This window comes from Microbispora catharanthi (genome assembly GCF_006334915.2).
GTDB lineage: Bacteria > Actinomycetota > Actinomycetes > Streptosporangiales > Streptosporangiaceae > Microbispora > Microbispora catharanthi.
The window spans coordinates 394994-419671 of sequence record NZ_VDMA02000004.1; the positions used below are offsets into that span (position 1 = coordinate 394994).

The window sequence follows — 24678 nt, forward strand, 5'->3', positions numbered from 1 at the left end:
TTTGCCGGGCGGCGGACGGGTGCCCCTCGGGACATGTCGTCACGTGCCCGTGCCGGACGCCAGGTCGATCGGGAGAGAGGCGCCGATGGAGGGCGAGGAGGAGCGGTGGGATCCGGAGCGCTATGTCGCCTTCTGGATCAACAGCTCGTCGAGGAAGGTGATCCGCCTCCATGAGCTGCGGCTGCGCCCCCTCGGGCTGAGCATGGCCAACGCCGCGGTGCTCCTGACACTGGCCGAAGGCGGCCCGCTGTCGCAGAAGGACCTGACCCGGTCGGCGCGGGTCGAACAGCCGACGATGGCCGAGATGCTGTCGCGGATGGAGCGTGACGGCCTGGTGTGCCGGCAGCCCAATCCCCGTGACCGGCGGGGCAGCCTTTTCTCCGTCACCGATCTGGCGCGGGACCGGCTCGACCTGGTGCGCGAGGCGCTGGTGCAGGGGGAGCGGGACGCGCTGTCCGGTCTCACCGACGAGGAGGCGGAGCAACTGATCCGGCTGCTCCGGCGCGTGGCCGACAACGTGGACCGGGCCGCCGCCCCGATCCAGTCGCCCCGATAGCCCCCTCCGCATGCTTCGGCGGAAGCGGTAGTTCGTCTCGCGAATTGGTTACTCTGGACCGGTGAGTAAGGATGTCGGCGTCCAGATCGGGACGGTGGCCGCACTGGTGCGGTCCACATTCCTGGTGAACGCCGTGTACGCGAATTCCGCCCGCGAGTACGGTCTCACCCAGCAGCAGGGCCAGTTGTTGTGCGTCCTGATGACGCAGCCCTACGGCATGAGCGAACTGGGCGCGATGCTCGGTCTGGCGAAGTCGAGCTTGACCGGTCTGGTGGACCGCAGCGAGCGCAACGGCCTGGTCCAGCGGACACCCGACCCTCAGGACTCGCGGGCGGTGCGGGTGTCGCTCACCGGGGAGGGCGCCGAGCTGGCCGACGAGTTCTACACCGAGACCTGCCGCCGCGTCGAGGAACTGGTCGCGGGGTTGGCGCCGGCGGAGCGCGACGCGCTCGCCGCTCTGCTCGGCCGTGTCGTGACGGACAACAAGGTCCCCAGCGTCTTCATGGAGCCGGACTCCACGCACTGAATACGGGAAAGGTTGCAGTTCGCACTACGAACTAATATGGTTCGTAGTGCGAACTGCATCCATTTCTTGCGTTGGAGCGTGAAAGATGAGTCGTACAGTCGTGGTCGTCGGCGGAGGCTACGGGGGTTCCGCGCTCGCGAAGGCGCTGGACGCCGAGGCCGACGTCGTCCTCATCGACCCCCGGGACGCGTTCGTCAACACGGCAGGCTCTCTGCGGGCGCTGACCCAGCCGGACTGGGCGGGCACCATGTTCTTCCCCTACGACCAGTGGCTCAGGCGCGGCACGGTGGTGCGCGAGCGCGCGGTCTCGGTGGACCCCGGCGGCGTCACCCTGGCCTCGGGCGGCCGGGTCGAGACCGACTACCTGGTCCTGGCCACCGGTTCCAGCTACACCTACCCCGCCAAACCCGCCTCCGACTCCATGGACGACGCCCTGGACGACCTGCGCCGGACCCACAAGGAACTGGCCGGCGCCGAACGGGTGCTGATTCTCGGCACCGGGCCGGTCGGTCTCGAACTGGCCGGTGAGATCAAGGAAGTCTGGCCGCGCAAGCACGTGACCATCGTCGACCCCGCCGAGCGACTGCTGGCCGCCTTCCCCGAGGAGATGCGCCAGGAACTGCACCGCCAGCTCGATGACCTGGACATCCACCTGCGGCTGGGCACCGGCCTGACCGCACCTCCGGCGACCGAACCCGGCCAGGCGGAGACCTTCACCGTCACCACGACCGGCGGGGAGGAGATCACCGCCGACATCTGGTTCCGCGCCCATGGCGTGCGGGTCAACAGCGACTACCTCGCCGACGGCCGATTGACGACGCGAACGCCGCAGGGACGGGTTCCCGTCACCGAGACCCTCAACGTCCACGGTTACGAGCACGTCTACGCCATCGGCGACATCACCGACGTCCCCGAGGCCAAGATGGCCGGGTACGCGATGCAGCACGCCGAGGTGGTGGCCCGCAACATCATCGCCCAGCTGCGCGGCGAGCAGCCGGATGCCACCTACCGGCCGCTGCCCTACCCCATGATCCTGCTCCCGCTTGGCCCGCGTGGCGGTGTCGGCCAGTTGCCCAGCCCCGACGGACCGGTCGTCGTCCCGGCCGAGACCGTCTCGGCGTACAAGGGGGCCGACCTGTTCACCGGCCGCTTCGCCGAGCAGTTCGGTGCCGCCTGACATGGACGAAACGCCTGTCCGCACACAGAAAGGCAGAACGTTGTCAGCACATGACGTCGTCTTCGGGTTTGGCGCGCATTCCGGCATCGAGGACATACCCGAGCTTTTGCGCATGGTCCAGCAGGCCGACCGGGACGGGCTCGACATCTTCACGTTGTCGGACCATCCCTATCTCGGCGGACGTGTGGACGCCTACGCCGCGCTCGGCTTCATCCTCGGGCGTACGCAGCACATCGCCGGCTTCGCCAACGTCACCAACCTGCCGACCCGGCCCGCTCCCATGCTGGCCAGGACGGTGACGTCGTTGTCGGCGCTGTCGGGCGGCCGGGTCGTGCTCGGCATGGGCGCGGGCGGGCTGTGGGATCGCATCGCCGACATGGGGGTGCCGCTCCTTTCGCCCGGCGACGCCGTGGACGCCTTCGAGGAGGCGATCGTCCTGGTCAAGCTGCTGTCCGGCGGCGGCCCTCCGGTCACCTACCAGGGCAGGCACTACCAGGTGAACCAGATCGAGCCGGCCCCCGTGCCCGCGCCGCCCGTGTGGACCGGATCGGTCGGCCGCAAATCCCTGGCCGCGACCGGCCGGGTGGCGGACGGCTGGATCCCCGGCCACGCGGCCGACTGGCTGAGCGAGCGCTACCGCACGTCGCGGCCGGTCATCGACGAGGCGGCGGCGTCCGTCGGCCGCGATCCGCGCGAGATCCGCACGGTCTTCAACTTCCCCGGCCGCATCACCGACCGGCCGCTGCCCGCCACCCGTGACTCGGAGGGCCGCTGGATCGGCGGCTCCGCCGGCCAGTGGGTCGAGGAGCTGACCGGGGCCGTGCTGGAGCACGGCGCGTCGGGCTTCACGCTCTTCTCCGCCGACCACGGCGCCCCCGACCTCACCCTTCTGACCCGCTGGGCCCAGGACGTCGTGCCCGCCGTTCGCGAGGCGATCGCCAAGCGGTGAGCCCGGTCCGGGCGCACGTCAGACCTGGGACTCCACGATCGCGTTGTGCGCGGCCACCCTGGCCCGCCGTACGGCGCGGTCGAGGTCGCGCAGGGCCTGCCCGCGTGCGGCGACCTGCCCGGAGGTGAGCCCCCGCTCGTCGGCGAGGCGGAGCGCGGCCGACAGCCGGGCGGCGAGGGCGCCGACCCGGTGCGCCCTGCCGGGATAGCCGGGGGCGAGGGCCTCGCCCGCGCGGTCGAGCGTGTCCGGCGCCGGGAAGCCCTGCGCCGGGCCGCCCATGCCCAGCAGCGCCTCGGTGGCGGCCATCATGGCGGTCCGCAGCGCCTGCTCCGCCTCGGCCAGCGACGGCACGTCGGGCGGGACGGCCGACGCCTCGGCCACGGTCCAGCGGATTCCGGAGTACGACGAGCCGCGCCTGTCGGCGGACGGCACGAGACCGAGGCACCGGCCGGACAGCACGGCCACGACGGCCTGGCCCGCGTCGATCGCGGCGCCGTTGAAGGTGGGCGGGCCGGTGAGCCCGAGCGGGTCGCCGGGCACCGGCAGGGCCAGCCGGAACGCGCCCAGGCCTTCGATCCGCCGGTCGACGAGGTAGGCGAGCAGGGGGGTCTCGACGTCATCCGCCGCCACCACCTGGGGTCCGGCCTCGCGCTCGACGCGGTCGAGGGCGTGCTCCAGACTCACGTGTCCCCCGAGCCAGGCATTGCCCCAGGCGACGAGCGTGGCGGAGATCGGTGAATCGATGCGCACCCGATCCACGATATGTGGTCGGACTGCCATAGTTTTATCTCAGCGAACCACGGGAGGGGGCCCACATGGGCGGTCAGGTGCTTCAGCTTCAGGACGTGGCCGTCCGCAGGGACGGCGCCGCCCTGCTGCGCGGCATCGACTGGAGCGTCCGGGAAGACGAGCGCTGGGTGGTGATCGGGCCCAACGGCGCGGGGAAGACGACGCTGCTCCAGGTGGCCGCATCGCTGCTGTTCCCGTCCGAGGGCTCGGTGGAGATCCTCGGCGAGCGGCTCGGCCAGACGGACGTGTTCGACCTGCGGCCCCGGATCGGCCTGGCCAGCGCGGCCCTGTCGGAGCGCATCCCGCCGGACGAGAAGGTCATCGACCTCGTGCTCACCGCGTCGTACGCGATCCTGGGCCGGTGGACGGAGGAGTACGACTCCCACGACGTCACCCGGGCGGTCGAGCTCATCGACCAGCTCGGCTGCGCCCACCTGATCCGGCGGCGCTTCGGCACGCTGTCGGAGGGCGAGCGCAAGCGGGTGCAGATCGCCCGGGCGCTCATGCCGGACCCCGAGCTGCTGCTGCTCGACGAGCCCGCCGCCGGGCTCGACGTCGCGGGCCGCGAGGACCTCGTACGCCGCCTCGGCGCGCTGGCCCGGGACCCGAAGTCGCCCACGATGGTGCTGGTCACCCACCACGTCGAGGAGATCCCGGCCGGGTTCACCCACGTGCTGCTGCTGCGGCACGGCTCGGTGGTCGACCAGGGGCAGATCGACTCGGTGATGACGCCGGAGAACCTGTCCGCGACCTTCGGCGTGCCGCTGCACCTCGACCGCGGCCAGGAGGGCCGCTGGTACGCCCGTCCCCTCTGACCTCCACGCGGAGCCCGGCGCCTACCCTTGGCGGATAGCCGTACAGCGAGGGGCGCGCCGTGTTCTGGACTGAGGAGCGCGCGGGAGCGAAGCGACCAAGCGCGACGAGGGAAGACACGGCCTCAAAGCGCCCCGAGCAGCCGAGCGAAGCGAGGCAGGTAAACAGGGAGAGGTGCGAGTGACGCCGTGGGAGGCGGCCGCGGTCTTCGCGGCCGGTGTCGGGGCCGGGGCCATCAACGCCGTCGTGGGATCGGGTTCGCTCATCACGTTCCCGACGATGCTGGCCGTCGGCTTCCCGCCGATCGTCGCGAACGTGTCCAACAACATCGGCCTCGTGCCCGGCGGCGTGACCGGAGTGCTCGGCTACCGCGCCGAGCTCAAGGGCCAGCGCGAGCGGCTGCTCCGGCTCGGCGTCGCGTCCGTGATCGGCTCGCTCGCGGGCGGGGTGCTGCTCCTGCGCCTGCCCGCCGAGGCGTTCAAGGTCATCGTCCCGGTGCTCATCGCGGTCGCCTGCCTCCTCGTGGTGTTCCAGCCGAGGATCAACGAGTGGCTGGCCGTACGGCGCAGGCCGCACCCTCACGGCGGGCCGTGGCTGTGGCTGGGCGTCCTGGGCGCGGGCATGTACGGCGGCTACTTCGGCGCCGCCCAGGGAATCGTGCTGATCGGCCTGCTCGGCAGCTTCCTCGACGAGGACCTGCAACGGGTGAACGCGGCGAAGAACCTGCTGTCGCTGCTGGTCAATGCCACGGCCGCGGTGCTGTTCGCGTTCATCGCGCCGGTGGATTGGGCCGCCGTGCTGATGGTCGCGCTCGGCTCGGCCGTCGGCGGCTTCCTCGGCGCCCGCCTGGGCCGCCGGCTGCCCGCACCCTTGCTGCGGGGATTCATTGTTGTCGTGGGAATCGTGGCGATAGTGAAGCTGGTGTCCTGAAAGGGTATGTCTGCCCTTGTGAAGGGCGACCGGGTGGAGATCGTCATCGATGCGGGGGGCACCCCGCGCACCTACGAGGTGGTCGCGACCAGGGCGGGCCGCCGGATCGAGATCACGACGGGCCGCGGAGTGGTCGAGGTCACCGAGGTCACGCGGGCGGGCACTCCCGTCCGCACCGCGAGGTTCATGTCCAACCGCGTCCTCGCGCTGGTCGAACATCCCGCCGACGACCGCGGCCCGGACACCGGCTGACCCGGGCCCGGGCGCGGAACGCGCCGCCGTGGTGAGTCACTGTGGTGAGTCACTGTGGGTTACTCCGCGGGACGGACCTGGATGACGCCGTCCTGCCGCAGCCGGGTCTGGAAGGCCGGCTGGCGCGACGTCGCGGGACCGTGCATGACCCGGCCGTCGGAGATGCGGAAGGCGCTGCCGTGCCACGGGCAGACGATGCAGGCCTGGCCTTCCTCCATGGCGACCCGGCCTTGGTGGAGAGGGCCGGCGAGGTGGGAGCAGTTGTCCGCGAGCACGCTCACGTCGTCGCCGAGGCGCAGGACGAAGAGGTCGATGTAGCCGAGCCGCCGCCGGACCGGCCGTCCGTTGGGCAGGTCCTTGAGCGCGCACAGGTCGTGCCAGCCGAGCGGCATGAGGTGGCTGACCGACTCCGCGTGGTTGGCCCCGGCGGCCTGGCGATAGGACATGTGGCTGCCGAGGTGCGCACCCGCGGAGGCCGCCGCGAGTCCCGCGTACGCGAGCATGCGCCCGGCGCGTTCACGTCCCGTCACCCGTAAGAAGAGAGAGCCCGTGTAGCAGAGCGCCGCGGCGGCGTTCGTCATGGCGTGCACCAGGCCCACGCGCTGCTGTTCGCGGTGCAGGGTGGACCAGTCGGTGAGGCCGGCCGCCACCGTGGGAACGGCGGTGCCGAGTCCCGCCAGGATCAGCGTCCGCGCCGCGCGTGAGCCCGTGTTGGTCATGTCCACCACGCTCGCCGACAGCCAGCAGCCGAAGGTCGTCACGGCGAGCGCCGGGTGCAGCGGGTGTCCCATGGGCACCCCGTGCAGGACGTCTCGCAGCTTGCCCGGGCCGAGTCTGCGGCGCACCTTCTTGGATATGACGGTGATCGGCCGGTCGAGCACGGTGGCCCGCTCGAGCCCGTCGAGGAGCTCTGCCGAAGGGACCCTCCGTGCCGTCCGGCCCGCACGCGGCCTGGTCGTCTCTTCCATGTTTCGCCCCCTAACAGGGGATCACGTACCCCCGCGTCACAGGTGTGAACATGGACAGGCATGAGACGGTATATGCGAGTCGCTGGTGTCGGCACGCTCCTGGTCAGGGCGCCAGATGACCCCGGGCGACCGAGCCGGCGACCAGCCCCGCGGCGTACTCGCCGAGTGTGGGAGACCCCTCCTCGATGAGCCGCACCTTCTCCATGACCTGGTCGGCCGTCACCTTGTAGAGCGGCCAGGTGCCGCCCTCGTTGTGGTGGTTGGCGATGATCGGCGCGAGCCGGTCGAGCGCCCTGGCGAACCTCGCCTCCGGTGTGCGCCGCTCCTCGAACTCGTCCCACAGGGTGCGCAGCCGCGCCCCCTGGTCCTCCGGCAGCAGCCCGAAGATCCGGTCGGCCGCCGCGCCTTCGAGGGCGGCCTGCCCCTCGACCGCGACGGGGTCGTAGACGAAGGTGTCGCCGGCGTCGATCTCCACGATGTCGTGGACGAGCAGCATCGCGACCACCCTGGACATGTCGGTTTCCGGGGGCGCGTGCTCGGCCAGCGTCATCGCCATCATGGCCAGATGCCAGGAGTGCTCGGCGTCGTTCTCCCGGCGCGAGCCGTCGATCAGCGAGTTCCGGCGGATGACGCGCTTCAGCTTGTCGATCTCCATGTGGAAGGCGAGCTGAGACTGCAGCCGTTCGTGGATGAGCGCGGTCGTCACCCGCGCAAGCCTAACCGGTCACGATCAGTTCGTCCCCGATCCGGCGCCGCGTGCCGTCAGGCTTGTCAAACGCAAGCCCTTCTCCCGTCCGGCGACGCGTCCCGCCTTGTCGTACGCGGTCACGGTGACCGGAGGGGTGTTCGGCGCGTGGTGGTGCTTGACCCGCCCCCGGGGCCTATGGCGGACCTGTGAGGTTCTCGCGGAGCGTCAGAAGGTGAAGAGGGTGTCGGACGGTGAACTGGGCGTCAAACGGTGAAGAGGCGGCCGACCTCCTCCAGTTCGCGTACGAGGTCGAAGCGGGGGTCGCGGTAGTGGCGGGCGCCGAAGCCGGTGCGGCTCACGGTCCATTTCAGTTCGCGCGCCCACCTGTCCTGGTCGGCGCACAGCGCCAGGTCGGCCATCGTCATCCGGGTTTTGATCAGTGATAACCAGGCGGCACCGGGGGGATTCACCAGGAGACTCCTTTCGGAGGGGTGCCAAGCGGAGATCTCGTCGTCCTGAATTCGTCATACGGAGGGCGCGTTCCATACCCGGAACGGCCTATTCGGTGTTCGCTGTGCGATGCGATGCGAGCGCCGCGACGCCCGCCGAATGTCGAAATCCCGCTGGCCCGGATGCCTCCCGTTTTCACGCGCACCCGAAGCGGCCGGCGCCCCTCGCCGGGCGCGTGCCCCGGATGGGGAAGCGGGTCTCGGAGTATTTCGCCGGCGACCGCCGGCGCCCCCACACTCCGGAAGACCCTTCCCGTATCGATCGTGACCCAGGACGCAATGCCCTGCAATACTTGACGAAAAGAAATCCGCAAGAATCTTGTGCGGATACGCTGCAAATTACGGTGCAAGTTGCACGAGCGGGCGCGGTAATCTTCGAACAGGGCGCCCCTCATCCGCGCGCCCGATCCGCCAGGGCGCGCCCACCATCCGTGCGTCCACCGCAACCACCGGATTCACCGGATGAAGGAGGTCGGCAGGGGTGCCCGAGCACGGCAGTCCCACCGTCCGCCGCCGTCGGCTGGGGCAGGAACTGCGCCGGTTACGCGAGCGCGCCGATCTGACGGGCGACCAGGTCGCCGCCCGGCTCGGCTGGTCGGCAGCGAAGATCAGCAGAATCGAGACGGCGCGCACCTCGCCTCGCACGAGCGATGTTGAGGCACTTTTGGTGATCTACATGGTAGATTCCCGCCAACGCCAAGAGCTGCTCGCCCTGCACCGGGACGCGACCCGGAAGGGCTGGTGGGAGGATTACCGCGACTCCCTGCCCAAGGAATACACGACGTTCCTTGGCCTGGAGGCCGAGGCCACGGCGGCACGCGACTGGGAACCCCAGGTGGTGCCGGGTCTGTTCCAGACAGAGGCGTACGTCCGAGCCATGATGGAGAGCGGACAACGGAGCACCCTTGAGGCGCCGGGCGGCGTCCGCAGCCGGATCGAGGTCCGGATGGCGCGCCAGCAGGCGGTTCTCAGGGCGGAGAGCCCGCTGGCCATCTCGGCCGTTCTGGAGGAGTCGGTCCTGCTGCGCCGGTTCGGCGACCACGAGGTGATGCGGGAACAGCTCAGGCGGTTGATCGAGGTGTCAGAGCTGCCGAACGTCGAGTTGCGGATCCTGCCGCTCGACGCGGACCACCCGATCAACACCGGGGCGTTCTGTCACCTCAAGGTGCCCGAGTTCCACGACGTCGTGTACCTGGAGGCACTCCTGGGCGGGCGTCTGGTCGAGGACGAGGCGATCGTCTACCGGTACGAGGTGGCATTCGACTACCTGGAGACGAAGGCCCTCGACGTGGACGACTCCCGCCGGTTCTTGGAGAAAACTGTCCGTCACTGGCGTTAGCCAGCTCTAGACCGCCTCGGAAACCCGCGCGACATGCTTTCCGGGGGGAGAAAAACATTGTCCATGAACTCGAGTGACCTGTCCGGCGCCGCCTGGTGGAAGAGCAGCCGGAGCGCTAACAACTGCGCCTGTGTGGAAGTGGCCGTACTGCCCGACGGCCATGTGGGTGTGCGCGACAGCAAGAACCAGGACGGTCCCGCTCTCGTCTTCACCTCCGCGGAATGGGACGCGTTCATCGGCGGCGTGAAGGACGGCGAGTTCGACCTTTAGTCCTTGGCCTGGCCGACCTGTCCGGCGGCCAGGCCCTTCTTCTTCCTGGACATCCCTATCGTCCAGCAGATGACGGTGGCGGCTACAACGGCTATTGACGCAAGGGCTGAGGGTGACGGCCTGTTGCGACGAGGCTGGCTTGTCTTTAAAGGAATGACACGCGGAAATCGGATAGTTCTGTATTCCTCGTCTAGGATCTTCCAAAACCGGCGCTGGCGTGCGTTGTTTGCGACTGCGAGGCGAGCCATACGTGTGTCCGTCCAGAAGTCGTATCCCAATTGCTGGGAAAAGAGCGCGGTTTGCGCGTGCGACCGAAGCATTCGAGTAGAGGTTTCCCCGACCTCATACATCATCTCCCAGTAAGAGATTATCAGATTCAAGTAGAGCCGCTGCCGTAATGTTCGCGCCTCGCGTTCTGAGTCGATGGCGCCCCAGCAGGTGAGAAGCTCGGGATTGTTGATAGCCATTTCCATCAACTGGAAATGATGGTTCCGTTCAATTTCTTTTCTTGCCGCGCGGGCATGTTTGGCCTGCAATATCAGGGAGGCTGCGACTCCTGCGAGGGCGAGGGCCGAAAAAATCGCTGAAGCGGCACCGTACGTCTGTCCGATATAGCTGAGCTGCTCCCAGTCCACATCCGCGGAGGTAGCGATCTTGCTCATGGCGACGGGGGAGGCGATGGTCAGCGCTGCTCCGACTACCACGGTAAGCACCGTCACCGTTATTGAGATCAGGTGGACCGGCGTATGAGTGCTGCGACGACGGAGTCGTGACACCCCGCAATAATGCCATGTCAATTCCTCATTGGACAGGCACTTGGAAGTAAGTGCCGCGGTCCAGGAGAAACGAACAAGCGCGTACGGCCCGCGCCTGGAAAGGGGCGCGAGCCGTACGTGAGGGGAAGGGGGTCAGGCGACGCCGAGCCCCTGCGCGACGCGCTGGCCGAGGTCCTTGTGGATGTTGGTCCAGTAGTCGACCACGCGCTTCTTCATGTCGGCGGTGACCTCGGGAGCCGAGGCGTGGCCGACGATGTTGCTCACCATGTGGTCACGGTCGACGTCCGAGAGCACGTGCTCCCACAGCGCGCGCGGCTGGACGTAGTCGTCGTCCTCGCGGTGCCTGACGTGGGCGCTCCGGATGATCTCACCGGTGACCTGGTAGTTCTCGCCCTCGTAGAGCGACGGGTCGGCCGCCGGGCCGTTGACGCTGTTCGGCGCGTAGACCGGGTCGCCCGGGTTGCGGTAGCGCATCCGGCCGTCGCGGTTGTAGCTGTGCACCGGCACCTTCGGCGCGTTTACCGGAAGCTGCAGGTAGTTCGGTCCGATGCGGTAGCGGTGTGCGTCCGGGTAGGAGAACAGGCGGCCCTGGAGCATCTTGTCGGGAGAGGGGCCGACGCCCGGCACCAGGTTCGCCGGCTCGAAGCCCGCCTGCTCGACCTCGGCGAAGTAGTTCTCCGGGTTGCGGTTCAGCACGAACCGGCCGATGGTGATCTCCGGATAGTCGGAGTGCGGCCAGACCTTGGTGAGGTCAAACGGGTTGAACCGGTAGTCCGCCGCGTCCTCGAACGGCATGATCTGGACGTTGACCTTCCACGCCGGGTGGTCGCCGTTGCTGATGGCGGTGTGCAGGTCGCGGATGTGGAAGTCCGGGTCCTCCGCCACCAGCGCCCTGGCCTCGGCGTCGGTGAGGTTCTCGATGCCCTGCTCGGTCTTGAAGTGGTACTTGACCCAGAACTTCTCGCCCGCGGCGTTGTACCAGAGGAAGGTGTGCGACCCGAAGCCGTGCATGTGCCGCCATGAGCGCGGCGTGCCGCGGTCGGTCATGAGGAACGACACCTGGTGGGCCGACTCGGGCGACAATGTCCAGAAGTCCCACTGCATGTTGTGGTCGTGTGTGTGGGTGTCGGCGCGGCGCTTCTGCGAGTGGATGAAGTCGGAGAACTTCGACGGGTCGCGGATGAAGAAGATCGGCGTGTTGTTGCCGACGATGTCGTAGTTGCCGTCCTCCGTGTAGAACTTGATCGCGAAGCCGCGGGGGTCGCGTACGGTGTCGGCGCTGCCCAGCTCGCCGGCGACGGTCGAGAACCGCAGGAAGAGCCCGGTCTCCTCGCCCTTCTGGAACAGCTTGGCCTTGGTGTACCGGCTGACGTCCTCGGTGATCCGCAGCACGCCGTACGCGCCGCCGCCCTTGGCGTGCACCACGCGCTCGGGGACCCGCTCCCGGTTGAAGTGGGCCATCTTCTGGATCAGGTAGTGGTCCTGCAGCAGCAGCGGGCCGTTGGGGCCGACGGACAGCGAGAACTCGTCGCTGGGAGCGGGAATCCCGGCGTCGGTGGTGGTGATGGGCCTGTCGGTCATGGGGCCGTCCTCCGGGGTCACTTCATGGAACCTGCGTGCGGAAAGCAGCGGAAAGCAGGGACGCGAGACTCAGACGTGGGCGGAGTCGGGCTGGGCGCTGCCGGCCTCGGCCCGGCACGGGGGGCACAGGCCCCAGTAGATGACGTCCGCCTCGTCCACCAGGTAGCCGGCGTCCGACGCCGGCTCCAGGCAGGGCGCGTGCCCCACCGCGCAGTCGACGTCCGTGACTCTTCCGCAACTGCGGCAGACGAGGTGGTGGTGGTTGTCGCCCACCCGCGTCTCGTACCGCGTCGGGCTGCCCGCGGGCTCGATGCGGCGGAGCAGTCCGCCGCGCTGCAACGCGTTCAGCGAGTCGTAGACGGCTTGCAGGGACACCTGGCCGACGCGTTCGCACACACCGCGATGGATGGCTTCCACGTCGAGGTGGTCGCCTCCGCTCACGGTCTGCATGATCGCCAGCCGGGCCGCGGTCACCCTCAGTCCGGCCTGGCGAAGGCGCCCGGCGTCGTCCACAGCCCCCACGTTAGCAGCAAACTTGAACGGTTCAAGTAAAGGAACTCTCCCAGTTATTTGCCCCAGGATCTCCCGCGGGCTCCCCGGATGTCGGCGGAAGATGGCATGCTCGGGTGCCGTGAGACGTCAGCCCCTCGCCCTGTCCCTGTTCGCCCTCCTCGCGGCTCCCCTTCTCGTCGCGGGGTGCAGCCCGGCGGAGAGCGAGCCCGTCCCCGGTGCGTCGCAACCGGAGGTCAAGACCGCGACGCCGTCTCCCAAGCCGCAGCGGCGGCCCTTCACGATCTCCTTCGCGGGCGACGTGCACTTCGAGGGCGTCCTGCGCAACCGGCTCAACGCCGACCCCCGTACGGCGCTCGGCCCGATCGCCGCCGTGCTGCGCAAATCCAACCTCACCGCGCTCAACCTCGAGACGGCCATCACCACCGCCGGTACGCCCGCGCCGGGCAAGCAGTTCACCTTCCGCGCCCCGGCCACGGCGTTCGCCGCGCTCAAGGCCGCCGGGGTGGACGTCGTCACGATGGCCAACAACCACGGCATGGACTACATGGAGAGCGGCCTGCGGGACACGCTCGCCGCGATCAGGTCCTCGAAGTTCCCCGTCATCGGCATCGGCGCGAACGAGACCGAGGCATACCGGCCCTATCGCCGGACGGTCAACGGCAACCGGGTGTCGATCATCGGCGCGACCCAGGTGCTCGACGAGCAGTTCATCCAGGCGTGGACCGCCTCCGGGGACAAGGGCGGGCTCGCCTCGGCGAAGAACGAGCCCCGGCTCCTGCGTGCCGTGCGGCAGGCCCGCAAGAACTCCGACACCGTCATCGTGTTCCTGCACTGGGGCACCGAGCTGGTCAAGTGCCCGACGCCGGTGCAGCGGAGCCTGGCGGACAAGCTCGCGGCCGCGGGCGCCGACGTGATCGTGGGCAGCCACGCGCACATCCTGCTGGGCGGCGGTTACTCCGGCCAGGCGTACGTCCAGTACGGCCTGGGCAACTTCGCCTTCTACAACTGGGGCCCGGACACCGGGACGACCGGTGTGCTCACCCTGACGATCAACGGCAGGAAGGTGCTCAAGGACCAGTGGACCCCCGCCCGGATCAACGGCGGCGTGCCGATTCCCGTGACGGGCGGCGCCAAGCAGCAGGCGCTCGGCGCGTACCGCGCGCTGCGCGGCTGCACCGGCCTGTCGGCCGCACCCGCCGACTCCTGACGGCAGTGCGAGGGGATTCTTGCCGCAAATCAGACGACTGGTCGATAAGCGCTGACCACGGCGCGTGAAACAGGCAAGATGGGTGGGTGTCCAGCCGGTACGTGAGGGAAGCAGGCGGCCCCGCTGTCGCCGTCGAGCACTGTGCTGCCGTAGAGACCTGTGCCGCCGCCGAGAAATGGGTCCGTGGGGGTGGTGAGGGAATGTCGCCGCGCTCGCCGCATCCCGATGAGCCGCTGCGACGGCGTCCTTCGCAGCGTCGCAGCGCCCGCAGAGTGGAGCGGATGCTCGACGCCTGCGCCGAGCTGCTCGACGAGGGAGGGTACGACGCGCTGACGACCACCCGCGTGGCCGAGCGGGCCGGGGTGGCGATCGGCTCGGTCTACCAGTTCTTCCCGGACAAACGGGCGCTCAGCCAGGCCCTGACGCGGCGCAACGTCGAGTTGTTCGTCGCGCGGGTCGGGCGTCGCTTCATGGTCGAGGACTACGCCGGCTGGTGGGACGCCGTCGACGCCATCATCGACGAGTACGTCGAGATGCACCGCAGTGTGCCCGGGTTCCGCTCGCTGCACTTCGGCGAGGTCTTCGATCTCGACCTCCTCGACTCCGTGGCCGACAACAACACCGTGATCGCCGGACGGCTGCGCGCGCTGCTGTTCGCCGAATTCGGGCTGGCGGACAGCGAGGATTTGGATCGTGCCATTCTCGTCGCCGTCGAGGCCGGGGACGCGGTGCTGAAGCTCGCCTTCCGGCACGACCCGAACGGCGACCCCGGAATCGTGGCCGAAGCCAAACAGCTCGTCCGCGGATATCTGTCCCGCCAGCTCGCCTCCGCCGTCTCGCGACGCGGGTGACGACGCGCGCCCACGTGGCGTGGGTGTTCCGTTCCGGCAGGCGGGTAGGCACCCGCCCCCGCCTGAGGCGGGCGGAGCGGCTCGCGGCGGGTGGCGGTGTTCGTGCGGGCTTGTCCGTGCGGGCTTATCCGCGGGGCGGCTCACTCGTGCGGGCGGCGGGGATCGCCCGGCGCCTGCGGGCCGGGTACGGCGCGGGGGACGCCGATCGAGGGCCACAGCCCCGGTGTGGCGGTGCCCTGGACGTAGGCGGTGTTCTGCCAGGACCTGGTGCGGGTGCGCGGCGGTATCGTCAGCTCCCGCGTGTCGTCCTCGTCCGTCAGGCTCGGCTGTCTCTTCCCGGTCGCGCCGGCGCGGCATCGCAGACTCGCCGCCGGCTCGACCCTCAGCTCCATCATCTGCAGCTTGGCCTGCAGCCGGGCCAGCTCGGCGCGGGCCTGGTCGAGCGCCTCGTACTGGGCCGTGACGAAGCCGGCGAACCCCGGAACCACGGCGGCGAGCACTGTTGTGGAGGCGAGAGTCAGTATCACCCGCTTGGACATGCTGTAACGCTCCTCGCCGAGCTTTGATTGGCACAGGCATGCTGCGATATGCCCGACTATCTGCCGAGAAAAGCGCATAGTAGCCAAACGTGTACTAACTGTTGCTTCGGCAATGCCTGGTGTTGTCCTGCGAAAACAGGCAGGGATCGGTAGCCTCGGCTCTGTGGCACATGTGACAAATGAGCAGGTGGACCGACTGCTCGAACAGGCCCTGCTGCTCGATGACCACGGTGCCCTCGCCCGCCGCCTCGACGTGCTGGCCCAGGGGTACGAGTCGGGAGAGATATCCAGGGCGGCGATCCTCGTGCTCGCCGCGGAGGAGTGGCGCCAGGCCGGTCAGCCCGCGACCGCCCTCGACCGTTATCAGAGCGCTCTGGAGGACGGCGGGGAGGTGCCGGTGGACCCGCGTGCGGGCATCGCCGACACGCTGTTCGAACTCGACCGGCCCGAGGAGGCCAGGGCGGTGATCGCCGCGATCAGGTCAGGGGACTGGAACCCGGCCACCGCGCTGACCGTCGCCGAGACGCTCGTGGCGTACGGCGACCTCGACGCGGCGCACGAGTGGGCCACCGACGGCATCCGCGCCTGCGGCACGACGGGGTCGGGCATCCGCGACTCGCTGCTGCGCACTCGCTACCGCATCAGGGTCGATCTCGGCCTGCCGGAGGACGACCTCGACGCCCTCCTCGACGTTTCCCGCTGAGTCCTCTCAGCACCCCGGATACGGCTGAGGGTCTCACCCGGTCAGGTGGCGTGAGGACATGGAAAAAGGGGCCGTGGATCACGGCCCCTTGGTCACGTCGTCTTCGGTTTCGCTGTCTTCCGTGTTCCGGCGGACGAGACCGGATGGAAGCCGCGGGGGAGCCGGGGCGACGCCGATCACCCGGGCCGGCCCGTGCAGGCCGTCCCGGCCGGTGCTCGCCTCTCTCCCCGCCCGGCGGACTCCCTCCTCGTGCGGCCCGGTCGCCGAACCCGGGCCGTCGGCCGCGAGGGCGCCGTCCTTGCGCGTCGTACGGCGGACGGAGGGTTACGGCAGGAGTTTCTTGCCGGTCGCGGTGGCGAAATCGGTCACCGCGCGCGTGCCCGTCGCCTTGGTGAGGGCGGCCGGGGCGGTGATGTCACCGTTCTGCTGGCGCGAGACCGCCTTGGGGTACTCGCGCGGCCGCAGCCGCGGCACGTGCCGGCCGTCCGCGGCGTCGGGCTGCACGGCTGCGGCGGCCCCGCGCCCGCGCGCGTCGTCGTTCCGCTGACGCTTGTCCTTGGCCCCCTTCTTGCGCTCACCCTCCGGGAGGGAGGCGTTGCGCGTGCCGGTCATGGGCCGGCCGGCCTGACCCGCCTGCGGGGCCGCCTGGTCGGCACTCTGCTTGGCACTCTGCTTGGCACTCTGGTCGGCGGCCTGGGCGGGCGCCACGACCCCGGACTGCTTGTGGGGGTGGTGCGCCTTGCGGTGGCGGCGGTCCTTCACGGGGAAGGTCTGCGTGCTCTGCTTCTGGCCCGACGCACCGCTTTGCGAACTGGTGCTGTGGGACTCGCCCTGGGGCGCGAAAGCATCCTGTGTGCCCTGGTTCCGCGCCTCCGGCTTCTGCGCGCCGGGCTTCTGCGCCTCCGGCTTCTGCGCGCCGGGCTTCTGCGCCTCCGGCTTCTGCGCGCCCGGCTTCTGCGGCACCGAGCCCTGGGCGGAGTCGCCCCGGGACGCCGAGCCCGCCTGCTCGTCCTGCGGTTTGGGATGCCGGTGGCTCTTCTTCTGATGCCCCTGCGCGACGGGGTGCTCCCGCTCCTGGGCGGCCGGTGCGGTCCGCAGCGCCTGGGGCGTGCAGGCGTTCGCGGCGCTGGGCTTGGCGGGTGCGGCGGCGAGGAGGGGCACGGTGCTCCTGGCCGGGAACAGGGTCTTGGCGTCCGCCACGGGAACGGCGGGCGCGCGGCGCGGTTCGGAGACGGCCGTGGCGCCCGCCACGGCGTTGTGCACCGGGGCGGAGACCGCCTTCGCGGGCGCCGAGAGGGTCGTCGCGTCGGCGGGAAGCGTCTTCGCGCCCGCCGGTGCGGGCAGTGCCGTCGTGCCGCCGGGAACGGCGGGGGCGGCCTTGGCCGTGCCGGGTGCCGCGCCGGTTGCCGCGCCGGGCATCGTGCCCGGCAGCGTACGGGGGCCTGGGACGGCCGGCAGCGCCGCGGGCCCCGGGACGGTCCGGGCGACCGTGGCAGTGCCGGTGGGAAGCGAGTTGCGCCCCTGCCCGGCGGCCGCTCCGGCCGCGTCGGCGATGCTCAGCACGCCCGCCGCCGGAAGGGTGGTCAGTCCTCCCGTGAGGTCGCGGCCGGTGGCGTCATGGCCGGTGACGTCGCGGCCGGTGATGTCGTGGCTTTGGGCCCGGCAGGCGTCGGCGAGCGCGCCGTCCTCCGCCATCGCCGGGCCCCCGGTCAGCCAGCTCACTCCGGCAGTGACCGCCGCAAGCGCAACGCACCGCCCTCGAATACTTCGTGATGTCCTGGACATCCACGTCCCCCTGATCGCGTACGGTAGTCCGACGAACGCCGAACGTAGCAGCGAGGGGAAAGAGCGGGGCGCGCTTGCCCCAATGGTGGGGAAGACCTTACCGAGCGGGCTGAATCGTCAGCGTGTCACCTGCCTCGTCAAAGTCCACGATTACCTCGTCGCCGTCCCTGATGGCCCCCGACAGCAGCTCCTTGGCGAGCTTGTCGCCGATGGCCGACTGGATCAGGCGGCGCAGCGGGCGCGCGCCGTACAGCGGGTCGTAGCCGGTCAGCGCGAGCCAGTCGCGGGCGGCGGGCGTGACGGTCAGCTTCAGCCGCCGGTCCGACAGGCGCCGCGCGAGCCGGGCGACCTGCAGGTCCACGATCTGCGACAGCTCCTCGGTGCCCAGCGCGTCGAACACGATGATGTCGTCGAGCCGGTTGAGGAACTCGGGCTTGAACGACGCCCGCACCGCGTTCATCACCGCGTCGCGCTTGGCCTCGCTCTCCATCGTGGGGTCCACGAGGAACTGCGAGCCGATGTTCGAGGTGAGGATCAGGATCGTGTTGCGGAAGTCGACCGTGCGGCCCTGCCCGTCGGTGAGCCGGCCGTCGTCGAGCACCTGCAGCAGGATGTCGAAGACCTCGGGATGGGCCTTCTCGATCTCGTCGAGCAGCACCACGGTGTACGGCCTGCGCCGCACGGCCTCGGTGAGCTGGCCGCCCTCCTCGTAGCCGACGTAGCCGGGCGGCGCGCCGACCAGACGGGCCACGCTGTGCTTCTCCCCGTACTCGCTCATGTCGATGCGGGTCATGGCCCGCTCGTCGTCGAACAGGAACTCGGCGAGCGCCTTTGCCAGCTCGGTCTTGCCGACACCGGTCGGGCCGAGGAAGAGGAACGAGCCGGTCGGCCGATCGGGGTCGGCGATGCCGGCCCGGGCACGCCGTACGGCGTCGGAGACGGCCTGGACGGCCTGGCGCTGGCCGATCAGGCGCTCGCCCAGCTCGTCCTCCATCCGCAGCAGCTTGGCGGTCTCGCCCTCCAGCAGCCGCCCGGCGGGGATGCCGGTCCACGAGGAGATGACCTCGGCGATGTCGTCCGGGCCGACCTCCTCCTTCACCATCGGCTCGGCCTCGGCCTCCGCGGTCTCGGCGGCCTTGGTGGCCTCGTCGAGCTCCTTCTCCAGGCGGGGGACGTCGCCGTACATGAGCCGCGACGCGGCCTCGAAGTCGCCGTCGCGCTGGGCCCGCTCGGCCGCGCCGCGCGCCTCGTCGAGCTGCTTTTTCAGCTCACCGACCTTGTTGAGGCCGGCCTTCTCCCGCTCCCACCGGCTGACCAGGGCGTTGAGGTCCTCCTGGCGGTTGGCCAGCTCCTCGCGGAGCTTCTCCAGGCGCTGCCGGCTGGCCTCGTCGGTCTCCTTGGCGAGCGCGAGCTCCTCCATCTTCAGGCGGTCCACGCTCCGCTGGAGCTGGTCGATCTCCACCGGCCGCGAGTCGATCTCCATGCGCAGCCGCGACATCGACTCGTCCACCAGGTCGATCGCCTTGTCGGGAAGGAAGCGCGCCGTGATGTAGCGGTCGGAGAGCGTCGCGGCGGCGACCAGGGCGCTGTCGGAGATCTGCACCTGGTGGTGGGCCTCGTATCGGCCCTTGAGCCCGCGCAGGATCGCGATCGTGTCCTCGACGGTGGGCTCGCCGACGTAGACCTGCTGGAACCGCCGCTCCAGGGCCGGGTCCTTCTCGATGCGCTCGCGGTACTCGTCGAGCGTGGTGGCGCCGATCATGCGCAGCTCGCCGCGGGCCAGCATGGGCTTGAGCATGTTGCCCGCGTCCATCGCGCCCTCGGCCGCGCCCGCGCCGACCATCGTGTGCAGCTCGTCGATGAACGTCACGATCTGGCCGTTGCTCTCCTTGATCTCGGTGAGCACGGCCTTGAGGCGCTCCTCGAACTCGCCGCGGTATTTCGCGCCCGCGACCATCGCGCCGAGGTCGAGCGCGACCAGGCGCTTGTTGCGCAGGCTCTCGGGCACGTCGCCCGCCACGATCCGCTGGGCGAGACCCTCGACCACGGCGGTCTTGCCGACGCCGGGCTCGCCGATCAGCACGGGGTTGTTCTTGGTGCGGCGCGACAGCACCTGGACGACCCGGCGGATCTCGCCGTCACGGCCGATCACCGGGTCGAGCTTGCCCGCCCTCGCCGCCTCGGTGAGGTCGACGCCGTACTTCTCCAGCGCCTGGTAGGTGTCCTCGGGCGTCTCGCTGGTCACCCTGGCGTGCCCGCGGACCTTCTCGAACGCCTCGAGCAGCGCGCTCGGGGTGGCGCCCGCGGCCTTCAGCAGGTCGGCGACCTGCCCGCCGTCGGTGGCGAGCCCGACGAGCAGGTGCTCGGTCGAGACGTACTCGTCCTCGAGCTGCTTGGCCCGCTGCGCCGCGGTGTTGAGCACGGTCAGCAGCTGGCGGGAGCTGGACGGCGCGCTCACGGTGGAGCCCTGCGCCTTCGGCAGCCGGTCGAGCAGTTCCTCGGCCTGGGCGCGCAGCTGCCGGGGGTCCGCGCCGACGGCCTGCAGCAGCGACCCGGCGATGCCGCCGTTCTGCCCCAGCAGGGTCGTCAGCAGGTGCGCGGGCGCGACCTCGGGGTTGCCGTCGGCCGCGGCGCGCCGGACGGCCGCGGACAGGGCCTCCTGGCTCTTCTGGGTGAACTTGTAGTCCATATGTGAATGCCTCGTTTCGCCGATCAGGCAGGTGGCAGTTCGTAGCGGACCAGTGCCCGCAACATCGTGAGCTCACCCCTGAGCCGGGTGACCTCCTCGCGCATGCGCATGTTCTCGGTTTCGAGTTCGAGGATGCGCTTGATGCCGGCGAGGTTGATGCCGTGCTCCTGGGAGAGCCGCTGGACCTCGCGCAGAAGCACGATGTCCCTGGTCGAGTACAGCCGCCCCCGCCCCGCCGTACGGCCGGGGCTGACGAGCCCGAGCCGGTCGTACTGGCGGAGCGTCTGCGGGTGCAGCCCGGACAGCTGGGCGGCTACGGAGATCACATAGACGGGGGTGTCGTCGGAGATGTCGAAAAAACTGGCATCCATCGGCTCACTCGCTTCTGGCCTGCTTGATCAGCTCTTCGCGAAGGTCCTGGCCCTCGGTGGCGTTCCTGAACTCCTCGAGGGCCGCGCGGGCCTTGTCGTCGAGGTTCTGGGGCACCGTGACCTGGACGGTGACCAGCAGGTCGCCCTTCGTGCCGTCCTTGCGGGAGGCCCCCCGGCCGCGCACCCGGAACGTCCGCCCGTTGGGCGTTCCCTCCGGGATGCGCAGGGTCACCGGCATCCCCCGGAGCGTCGGCACCTTGATCTCGGCGCCGAGCGCGGCCTCGGGGAAGGTGACGGGGACCGTGACGGTCAGGTTCTCCCCGCTGCGCCCGAACACGGGGTGCGGCTTGACGTGGACCAGCACGTAGAGGTCGCCGGCCGGGCCGCCGTTCTCACCGGGCGCGCCCTTGCCCTTGATCCTGATGCGCTGGCCGTCGCCGACCCCGGCCGGGATGCGGGCCTGGATCGTACGGGTGCTCTTGCCGCGCCCGCTGCCCTCGCAGACGGGGCAGGGGTCGTCGACCACCAGGCCCCGGCCGCGGCAGTCGCGGCACGGCTCGGAAAAGGCGAAGTTGCCGAGGTTGCGGCTGGCCGCCCCGGTTCCCTCGCAGGTCGGGCAGACCCGTGGGGTGGTGCCCGCCTTCGCCCCCGTGCCGCCGCAGGCGGTGCAGGCGGCCGAACTGGTGAGCCGGAGGGACACGGTGGTGCCGTCGACCGCCTCGCCGAAGGCGAGCGTCACCTCCGACTCGACGTCCTGGCCGCGCCGTGGCCGGGCAGTCGTCGTGCGCGTGCCCGCTCCGCCCCGGTTGAACAATCCCCCGAACAGGTCCCCGATCCGCTCGCCCGACCCCGAGCCGCCGAACAGGTCGCCGAGGTCGAAGTTGAAGCCGCCGCCGGCCCGGGTCCCGCCCGCGCCCGCGTAGCCGCCGAGCCCCGACCCGAAGAGCGTGCGCGCCTCGTCGTACTCCTTGCGCCGCTTGACGTCGGAGAGCACGTCGTACGCCTCGGAGACCTCCTTGAACTTCTCCTCGGTCTCCTTGTTCCCCGGGTTGGCGTCGGGGTGGTACTGGCGGGCGAGCTTGCGGTACGCCTTCTTGATCTCCTCGGCGCTCGCGGTCTTGGGCACACCAAGGACGGCGTAGTAGTCCTTTTCCAAGTAGTCCTTGGTGCTCATCTATTGCTTCCTTCGCACGAAAGGGGAGTGATTCAGTGTTCCCGCGGCTGGCGTCGCGGGTGCCCTCGCGGGCCTCTCCCGATCTTCGCCGATCGGGAGAGACCTCCGCGGTTTCAGTTGTCGTCCGGTCCGCCGGACTCGCCGGAGCCGGTCGCCGTCTCCTCCGGCGCCGCCTCCTCGCTCGGCTCGGCGACGGCCACGCGGGCGGCGCGCAGGATCCGCTCGTTGATCCGGTAACCCGGCTGGAGGATCTCGACGCACGTCGGCTCGGTCACCTCCGCCGAGTAGCTGTGCAGCAGGGCCTCGTGCACGGTCGGGTCGAAGAGGTCGCCCTTCGTGCCGTACGCGGTCAGGCCCAGCTTGCCGACGGCCGCCTCCAGCGACTCGCTCACCTTCGCGAAGCCGCCGGTGAGCTCGCCGTGGTCGCGGGCGCGGCCGATGTCGTCGAGCACGGGCAGCAGCTCGGTGAGCACGCTCGCGACGGCCTGCTCCCTGACGGCGATCCGGTCGCGCTCGACCCGCTTGCGGTAGTTGCTGAACTCCGCTTGGAGCCGCTGCAGATCGGCGGTGCGCTCGGCGAGCAGGTCCGTCGCGGACCCCTCGGCGGGCGCCGCCGCCGTCTGCGTGCCCTGGTCTCCGAGGGCGCCCTCGGGCGCGTCCTCGGCGGACTCGCGGGCCTTGCCGGTCTCCGGGTCGATCTTGCGGTTGTCGCGGATCACCGGCTCCTCCTCGGAGCCGTTCTCACGCGGGCTCACTTGCGGCCGCCCTCCCGCTCGTCGTCGACGATCTCAGCCTCGACCACGTCCTCGTCGGCCTTCGCCTGGGCGCCCTCCGCGTCCGCGCCGGGTGCGGCGCCCTCGGCGCCGGCCTGCGACTGGGCGTAGATGGCCGAGCCCATCTTCTGGCTGACCGTGGCGAGCGTTTCCGCGGCGGTGCGGATGGCGGGGATGTCGGTGCCCTCCAGCGCCTTCTTCAGCTCGGCGAGCGAGTCGTTGACCTCGGTCTTCACGTCGGCCGGGACCTTCTCGTCGTTCTCGCGGAGGAACTTCTCCGTCTGGTAGGCCAGCGCGTCCGCGTTGTTGCGGACCTCGGCCTCCTCGCGGCGCCGCTTGTCGTCCTCGGCGTAGGACTCCGCCTCGCGCATCATGCGCTCGATGTCCTCCTTGCCCAGGGCCGAGCCGCCGGTGATGGTCATCGACTGCTCCTTGCCCGTGCCGAGGTCCTTCGCCGAGACGTTCACGATGCCGTTGGCGTCGATGTCGAAGGTGACCTCGATCTGCGGGATGCCGCGCGGGGCCGGGGCGATGCCGGTCAGCTCGAAGGTGGCCAGCTTCTTGTTGTACGCCGCGATCTCGCGCTCGCCCTGGTAGACCTGGATCTGCACCGACGGCTGGTTGTCCTCGGCCGTGGTGAAGACCTCCGAGCGCTTGGTCGGGATCGTCGTGTTGCGCTCGATGATCTTGGTGAAGATCCCGCCCTTGGTCTCGATGCCCAGGCTGAGCGGGGTGACGTCGAGCAGCAGGACGTCCTTGACCTCGCCCTTGAGGACGCCGGCCTGGAGCGCGGCGCCGATGGCGACGACCTCGTCCGGGTTCACGCCCTTGTTGGGCTCCTTGCCGCCGGTCAGCTCCTTCACGAGGTCGGACACGGCCGGCATGCGGGTGGAGCCGCCGACCATGACCACGTGGGCGATGTCGGAGATCTTGATCCCCGCGTCCTTGATGACCTGGTGGAAGGGGCCCTTGCAGCGCTCGAGCAGGTCGGCGGTGATCCGCTGGAACTCCGCCCGGGTCAGCTTCTCCTCCAGGTGCAGCGGGCCCTCGGAGGAGGCGGTGATGTAGGGCAGGTTGATCGTGGTCTCGGTCTGGGCCGACAGCTCGATCTTGGCCTTCTCGGCCGCCTCGCGCAGGCGCTGGAGGGCCATCTTGTCCTTGGACAGGTCCACGCCGTGCGCGTTCTTGAAGCGCGTCACCAGCTCGTCGACGACCCGCTGGTCCCAGTCGTCGCCGCCGAGGTGGTTGTCACCGCTGGTGGCCTTGACCTCGACGAACCCGTGCCCGTCCTCCTGGCCGACGTCGAGCAGGGACACGTCGAAGGTGCCGCCGCCGAGGTCGAAGACCAGGATGGTCTGGTCCTTCTCCTTGTCGAGGCCGTAGGCCAGGGCGGCGGAGGTGGGCTCGTTGATGATGCGCAGCACGTTGAGGCCCGCGATCTGGCCGGCCTCCTTGGTGGCCTGCCGCTGGGCGTCGTTGAAGTACGCCGGGACGGTGATCACCGCGTCGGTGATCTTCTCGCCCAGGTACGCCTCCGCGTCCTGCTTGAGCTTCTGCAGGACGAACGCGCTGATCTGCTGGGGCGTGAACTTCTTGCCGTCGATCTCGATCGACCAGTTCGTGCCCATGTGGCGCTTGACCGAGCGGATGGTCCTGTCGACGTTGGTCACCGCCTGCCGCTTGGCGACCTCGCCGACGAGAACCTCGCCGTTCTTCGCGAACGCGACCACGGACGGCGTGGTCCGCGAGCCCTGGGCGTTCGCGATGACCGTGGGCTCGCCGCCCTCGAGGATCGAGACGACGGAGTTGGTCGTCCCCAGGTCGATACCTACCGCACGTGCCATGAGTACGTCCTTGTAGTCAAAGTTGAGTCGGTCAGACTCAAATACTAGCCCCGCTGAGGGGTCTGTCAAACAGCTTGAGTCTATGGGGCTCAACCCTGGAGCGCGC

26 protein-coding genes are annotated in these 24678 nt (G+C 69.8%); 12 read left to right on the forward strand and 14 right to left on the reverse strand.

Going from position 1 to position 24678, the window contains the following annotated elements; all coding sequences use genetic code 11:
- Positions 1–43 precede the first annotated feature (43 nt).
- The 4 genes from FH610_RS10075 to FH610_RS10090 all read left to right on the forward strand — a co-directional run bounded on the left by FH610_RS10075 (position 44) and on the right by FH610_RS10090 (position 3208).
- On the forward strand, positions 44–556 hold the full coding sequence (locus FH610_RS10075; protein ID WP_205825660.1) for a MarR family winged helix-turn-helix transcriptional regulator: 513 nt from the start codon (positions 44–46) through the stop codon (positions 554–556).
- A gap of 61 nt (positions 557–617) precedes the next feature.
- Complete coding sequence (locus FH610_RS10080) at positions 618–1082, forward strand: MarR family winged helix-turn-helix transcriptional regulator (protein ID WP_205825661.1); 465 nt, start codon at positions 618–620, stop codon at positions 1080–1082.
- An 85-nt stretch (positions 1083–1167) separates the two neighbouring features.
- Positions 1168–2259 carry an NAD(P)/FAD-dependent oxidoreductase gene (locus tag FH610_RS10085; protein ID WP_139574026.1) on the forward strand — a complete coding sequence of 364 codons (1092 nt, stop codon included), beginning with the start codon at positions 1168–1170 and terminating at the stop codon, positions 2257–2259.
- A gap of 40 nt (positions 2260–2299) precedes the next feature.
- A complete protein-coding gene (locus FH610_RS10090) occupies positions 2300–3208 on the forward strand; it encodes an LLM class flavin-dependent oxidoreductase (RefSeq protein WP_139574027.1) in 909 nt (302 codons plus the stop codon).
- A gap of 18 nt (positions 3209–3226) precedes the next feature.
- On the opposite strand, the gene FH610_RS10095 is transcribed toward FH610_RS10090, so the two are convergent.
- Positions 3227–3952, reverse strand: coding sequence for a hypothetical protein (locus FH610_RS10095; RefSeq protein ID WP_420813674.1), 726 nt, complete (start codon positions 3950–3952; stop codon positions 3227–3229).
- Between the two features lie 71 nt (positions 3953–4023).
- Here FH610_RS10095 and FH610_RS10100 point away from each other — a divergent pair, with 71 nt between their 5' ends.
- From FH610_RS10100 to FH610_RS10110, 3 genes are all read left to right on the forward strand, one after another.
- On the forward strand, positions 4024–4812 hold the full coding sequence (locus FH610_RS10100; protein ID WP_139574029.1) for an ABC transporter ATP-binding protein: 789 nt from the start codon (positions 4024–4026) through the stop codon (positions 4810–4812).
- 178 nt (positions 4813–4990) lie between these two features.
- A complete protein-coding gene (locus tag FH610_RS10105; protein ID WP_139574147.1) occupies positions 4991–5740 on the forward strand; it encodes a sulfite exporter TauE/SafE family protein in 750 nt (249 codons plus the stop codon).
- Positions 5741–5746: 6 nt separating this feature from the next.
- The gene (locus FH610_RS10110; protein ID WP_205830246.1) at positions 5747–5992 is read left to right on the forward strand and encodes a hypothetical protein; all 246 of its coding nucleotides are present in this window, start codon (positions 5747–5749) and stop codon (positions 5990–5992) included.
- 59 nt (positions 5993–6051) lie between these two features.
- On the opposite strand, the gene FH610_RS10115 is transcribed toward FH610_RS10110, so the two are convergent.
- From FH610_RS10115 to FH610_RS10125, 3 genes are all read right to left on the reverse strand, one after another.
- Positions 6052–6960 (reverse strand): Rieske (2Fe-2S) protein, encoded by a 909-nt coding sequence (locus tag FH610_RS10115; RefSeq protein WP_139574030.1) that lies wholly within the window; start codon positions 6958–6960, stop codon positions 6052–6054.
- 103 nt (positions 6961–7063) lie between these two features.
- Positions 7064–7615, reverse strand: coding sequence for an HD domain-containing protein (locus tag FH610_RS10120; RefSeq protein WP_139574148.1), 552 nt, complete (start codon positions 7613–7615; stop codon positions 7064–7066).
- Positions 7616–7911: 296 nt separating this feature from the next.
- Positions 7912–8118: a hypothetical protein gene (locus FH610_RS10125; protein ID WP_139574031.1), complete on the reverse strand. Its 207-nt coding sequence runs from the start codon at positions 8116–8118 to the stop codon at positions 7912–7914.
- A gap of 520 nt (positions 8119–8638) precedes the next feature.
- Here FH610_RS10125 and FH610_RS10130 point away from each other — a divergent pair.
- Together FH610_RS10130 and FH610_RS10135 are read left to right on the forward strand one after the other, a co-directional pair.
- On the forward strand, positions 8639–9496 hold the full coding sequence (locus FH610_RS10130) for a helix-turn-helix domain-containing protein (protein ID WP_139574032.1): 858 nt from the start codon (positions 8639–8641) through the stop codon (positions 9494–9496).
- A 63-nt stretch (positions 9497–9559) separates the two neighbouring features.
- A complete protein-coding gene (locus FH610_RS10135; protein WP_205825662.1) occupies positions 9560–9766 on the forward strand; it encodes a DUF397 domain-containing protein in 207 nt (68 codons plus the stop codon).
- On the opposite strand, the gene FH610_RS10140 is transcribed toward FH610_RS10135, so the two are convergent.
- The 3 genes from FH610_RS10140 to FH610_RS10150 form a co-directional block, all read right to left on the reverse strand.
- Positions 9763–10485 (reverse strand): DUF6082 family protein, encoded by a 723-nt coding sequence (locus FH610_RS10140; RefSeq protein WP_139574034.1) that lies wholly within the window; start codon positions 10483–10485, stop codon positions 9763–9765. The genes FH610_RS10135 and FH610_RS10140 overlap by 4 nt on opposite strands.
- Before the next feature lie 189 nt (positions 10486–10674).
- Complete coding sequence (locus FH610_RS10145; RefSeq protein ID WP_139574035.1) at positions 10675–12123, reverse strand: catalase; 1449 nt, start codon at positions 12121–12123, stop codon at positions 10675–10677.
- A gap of 69 nt (positions 12124–12192) precedes the next feature.
- Positions 12193–12636: a Fur family transcriptional regulator gene (locus FH610_RS10150; protein ID WP_139574036.1), complete on the reverse strand. Its 444-nt coding sequence runs from the start codon at positions 12634–12636 to the stop codon at positions 12193–12195.
- A gap of 118 nt (positions 12637–12754) precedes the next feature.
- Here FH610_RS10150 and FH610_RS10155 point away from each other — a divergent pair, with 118 nt between their 5' ends.
- The gene (locus FH610_RS10155; protein WP_240808871.1) at positions 12755–13843 is read left to right on the forward strand and encodes a CapA family protein; all 1089 of its coding nucleotides are present in this window, start codon (positions 12755–12757) and stop codon (positions 13841–13843) included.
- Positions 13844–14043: 200 nt separating this feature from the next.
- Positions 14044–14694, forward strand: a complete 651-nt coding sequence (locus tag FH610_RS10160) for a TetR/AcrR family transcriptional regulator (protein WP_139574038.1) — start codon at positions 14044–14046, stop codon at positions 14692–14694.
- Between the two features lie 140 nt (positions 14695–14834).
- On the opposite strand, the gene FH610_RS10165 is transcribed toward FH610_RS10160, so the two are convergent.
- Positions 14835–15233, reverse strand: coding sequence for a hypothetical protein (locus tag FH610_RS10165; RefSeq protein WP_139574039.1), 399 nt, complete (start codon positions 15231–15233; stop codon positions 14835–14837).
- Positions 15234–15396: 163 nt separating this feature from the next.
- Between FH610_RS10165 and FH610_RS10170 the strand changes: the two genes are divergently transcribed.
- Positions 15397–15936 carry a tetratricopeptide repeat protein gene (locus FH610_RS10170; protein ID WP_205825663.1) on the forward strand — a complete coding sequence of 180 codons (540 nt, stop codon included), beginning with the start codon at positions 15397–15399 and terminating at the stop codon, positions 15934–15936.
- 324 nt (positions 15937–16260) lie between these two features.
- Here the strand turns inward: FH610_RS10170 and FH610_RS10175 are convergent, their stop codons facing one another.
- The 6 genes from FH610_RS10175 to dnaK all read right to left on the reverse strand — a co-directional run bounded on the left by FH610_RS10175 (position 16261) and on the right by dnaK (position 24572).
- On the reverse strand, positions 16261–17658 hold the full coding sequence (locus FH610_RS10175; protein WP_139574040.1) for a hypothetical protein: 1398 nt from the start codon (positions 17656–17658) through the stop codon (positions 16261–16263).
- Between the two features lie 160 nt (positions 17659–17818).
- Positions 17819–20410, reverse strand: a complete 2592-nt coding sequence (gene clpB, locus FH610_RS10180) for an ATP-dependent chaperone ClpB (protein ID WP_139574041.1) — start codon at positions 20408–20410, stop codon at positions 17819–17821.
- 23 nt (positions 20411–20433) lie between these two features.
- Positions 20434–20781, reverse strand: a complete 348-nt coding sequence (locus FH610_RS10185) for a heat shock protein transcriptional repressor HspR (protein WP_139574042.1) — start codon at positions 20779–20781, stop codon at positions 20434–20436.
- Between the two features lie 4 nt (positions 20782–20785).
- Complete coding sequence (gene dnaJ, locus FH610_RS10190; RefSeq protein WP_139574043.1) at positions 20786–21955, reverse strand: molecular chaperone DnaJ; 1170 nt, start codon at positions 21953–21955, stop codon at positions 20786–20788.
- Positions 21956–22068: 113 nt separating this feature from the next.
- Complete coding sequence (gene grpE, locus FH610_RS10195) at positions 22069–22710, reverse strand: nucleotide exchange factor GrpE (RefSeq protein ID WP_139574044.1); 642 nt, start codon at positions 22708–22710, stop codon at positions 22069–22071.
- A complete protein-coding gene (dnaK, locus tag FH610_RS10200) occupies positions 22707–24572 on the reverse strand; it encodes a molecular chaperone DnaK (RefSeq protein WP_139574045.1) in 1866 nt (621 codons plus the stop codon). Before dnaK ends, grpE begins: the two co-directional genes overlap by 4 nt.
- Between the last annotated feature and the right edge of the window lie 106 nt (positions 24573–24678).

Coding starts and splice junctions, on each gene's coding strand:
- FH610_RS10100 (WP_139574029.1), top strand. CDS start 4,024: ATGGGCGGTCAGGTGCTTCAGCTTCAGGACGTGGCCGTCCGCAGGGAC.
- dnaK (WP_139574045.1), bottom strand. CDS start 24,572: ATGGCACGTGCGGTAGGTATCGACCTGGGGACGACCAACTCCGTCGTC.
- FH610_RS10120 (WP_139574148.1), bottom strand. CDS start 7,615: ATGGAGATCGACAAGCTGAAGCGCGTCATCCGCCGGAACTCGCTGATC.
- FH610_RS10135 (WP_205825662.1), top strand. CDS start 9,560: ATGAACTCGAGTGACCTGTCCGGCGCCGCCTGGTGGAAGAGCAGCCGG.
- clpB (WP_139574041.1), bottom strand. CDS start 20,410: ATGGACTACAAGTTCACCCAGAAGAGCCAGGAGGCCCTGTCCGCGGCC.
- FH610_RS10115 (WP_139574030.1), bottom strand. CDS start 6,960: ATGGAAGAGACGACCAGGCCGCGTGCGGGCCGGACGGCACGGAGGGTC.
- FH610_RS10160 (WP_139574038.1), top strand. CDS start 14,044: ATGTCGCCGCGCTCGCCGCATCCCGATGAGCCGCTGCGACGGCGTCCT.
- FH610_RS10165 (WP_139574039.1), bottom strand. CDS start 15,233: ATGTCCAAGCGGGTGATACTGACTCTCGCCTCCACAACAGTGCTCGCC.
- FH610_RS10110 (WP_205830246.1), top strand. CDS start 5,747: ATGTCTGCCCTTGTGAAGGGCGACCGGGTGGAGATCGTCATCGATGCG.
- FH610_RS10145 (WP_139574035.1), bottom strand. CDS start 12,123: ATGACCGACAGGCCCATCACCACCACCGACGCCGGGATTCCCGCTCCC.
- FH610_RS10085 (WP_139574026.1), top strand. CDS start 1,168: ATGAGTCGTACAGTCGTGGTCGTCGGCGGAGGCTACGGGGGTTCCGCG.
- FH610_RS10185 (WP_139574042.1), bottom strand. CDS start 20,781: ATGGATGCCAGTTTTTTCGACATCTCCGACGACACCCCCGTCTATGTG.
- dnaJ (WP_139574043.1), bottom strand. CDS start 21,955: ATGAGCACCAAGGACTACTTGGAAAAGGACTACTACGCCGTCCTTGGT.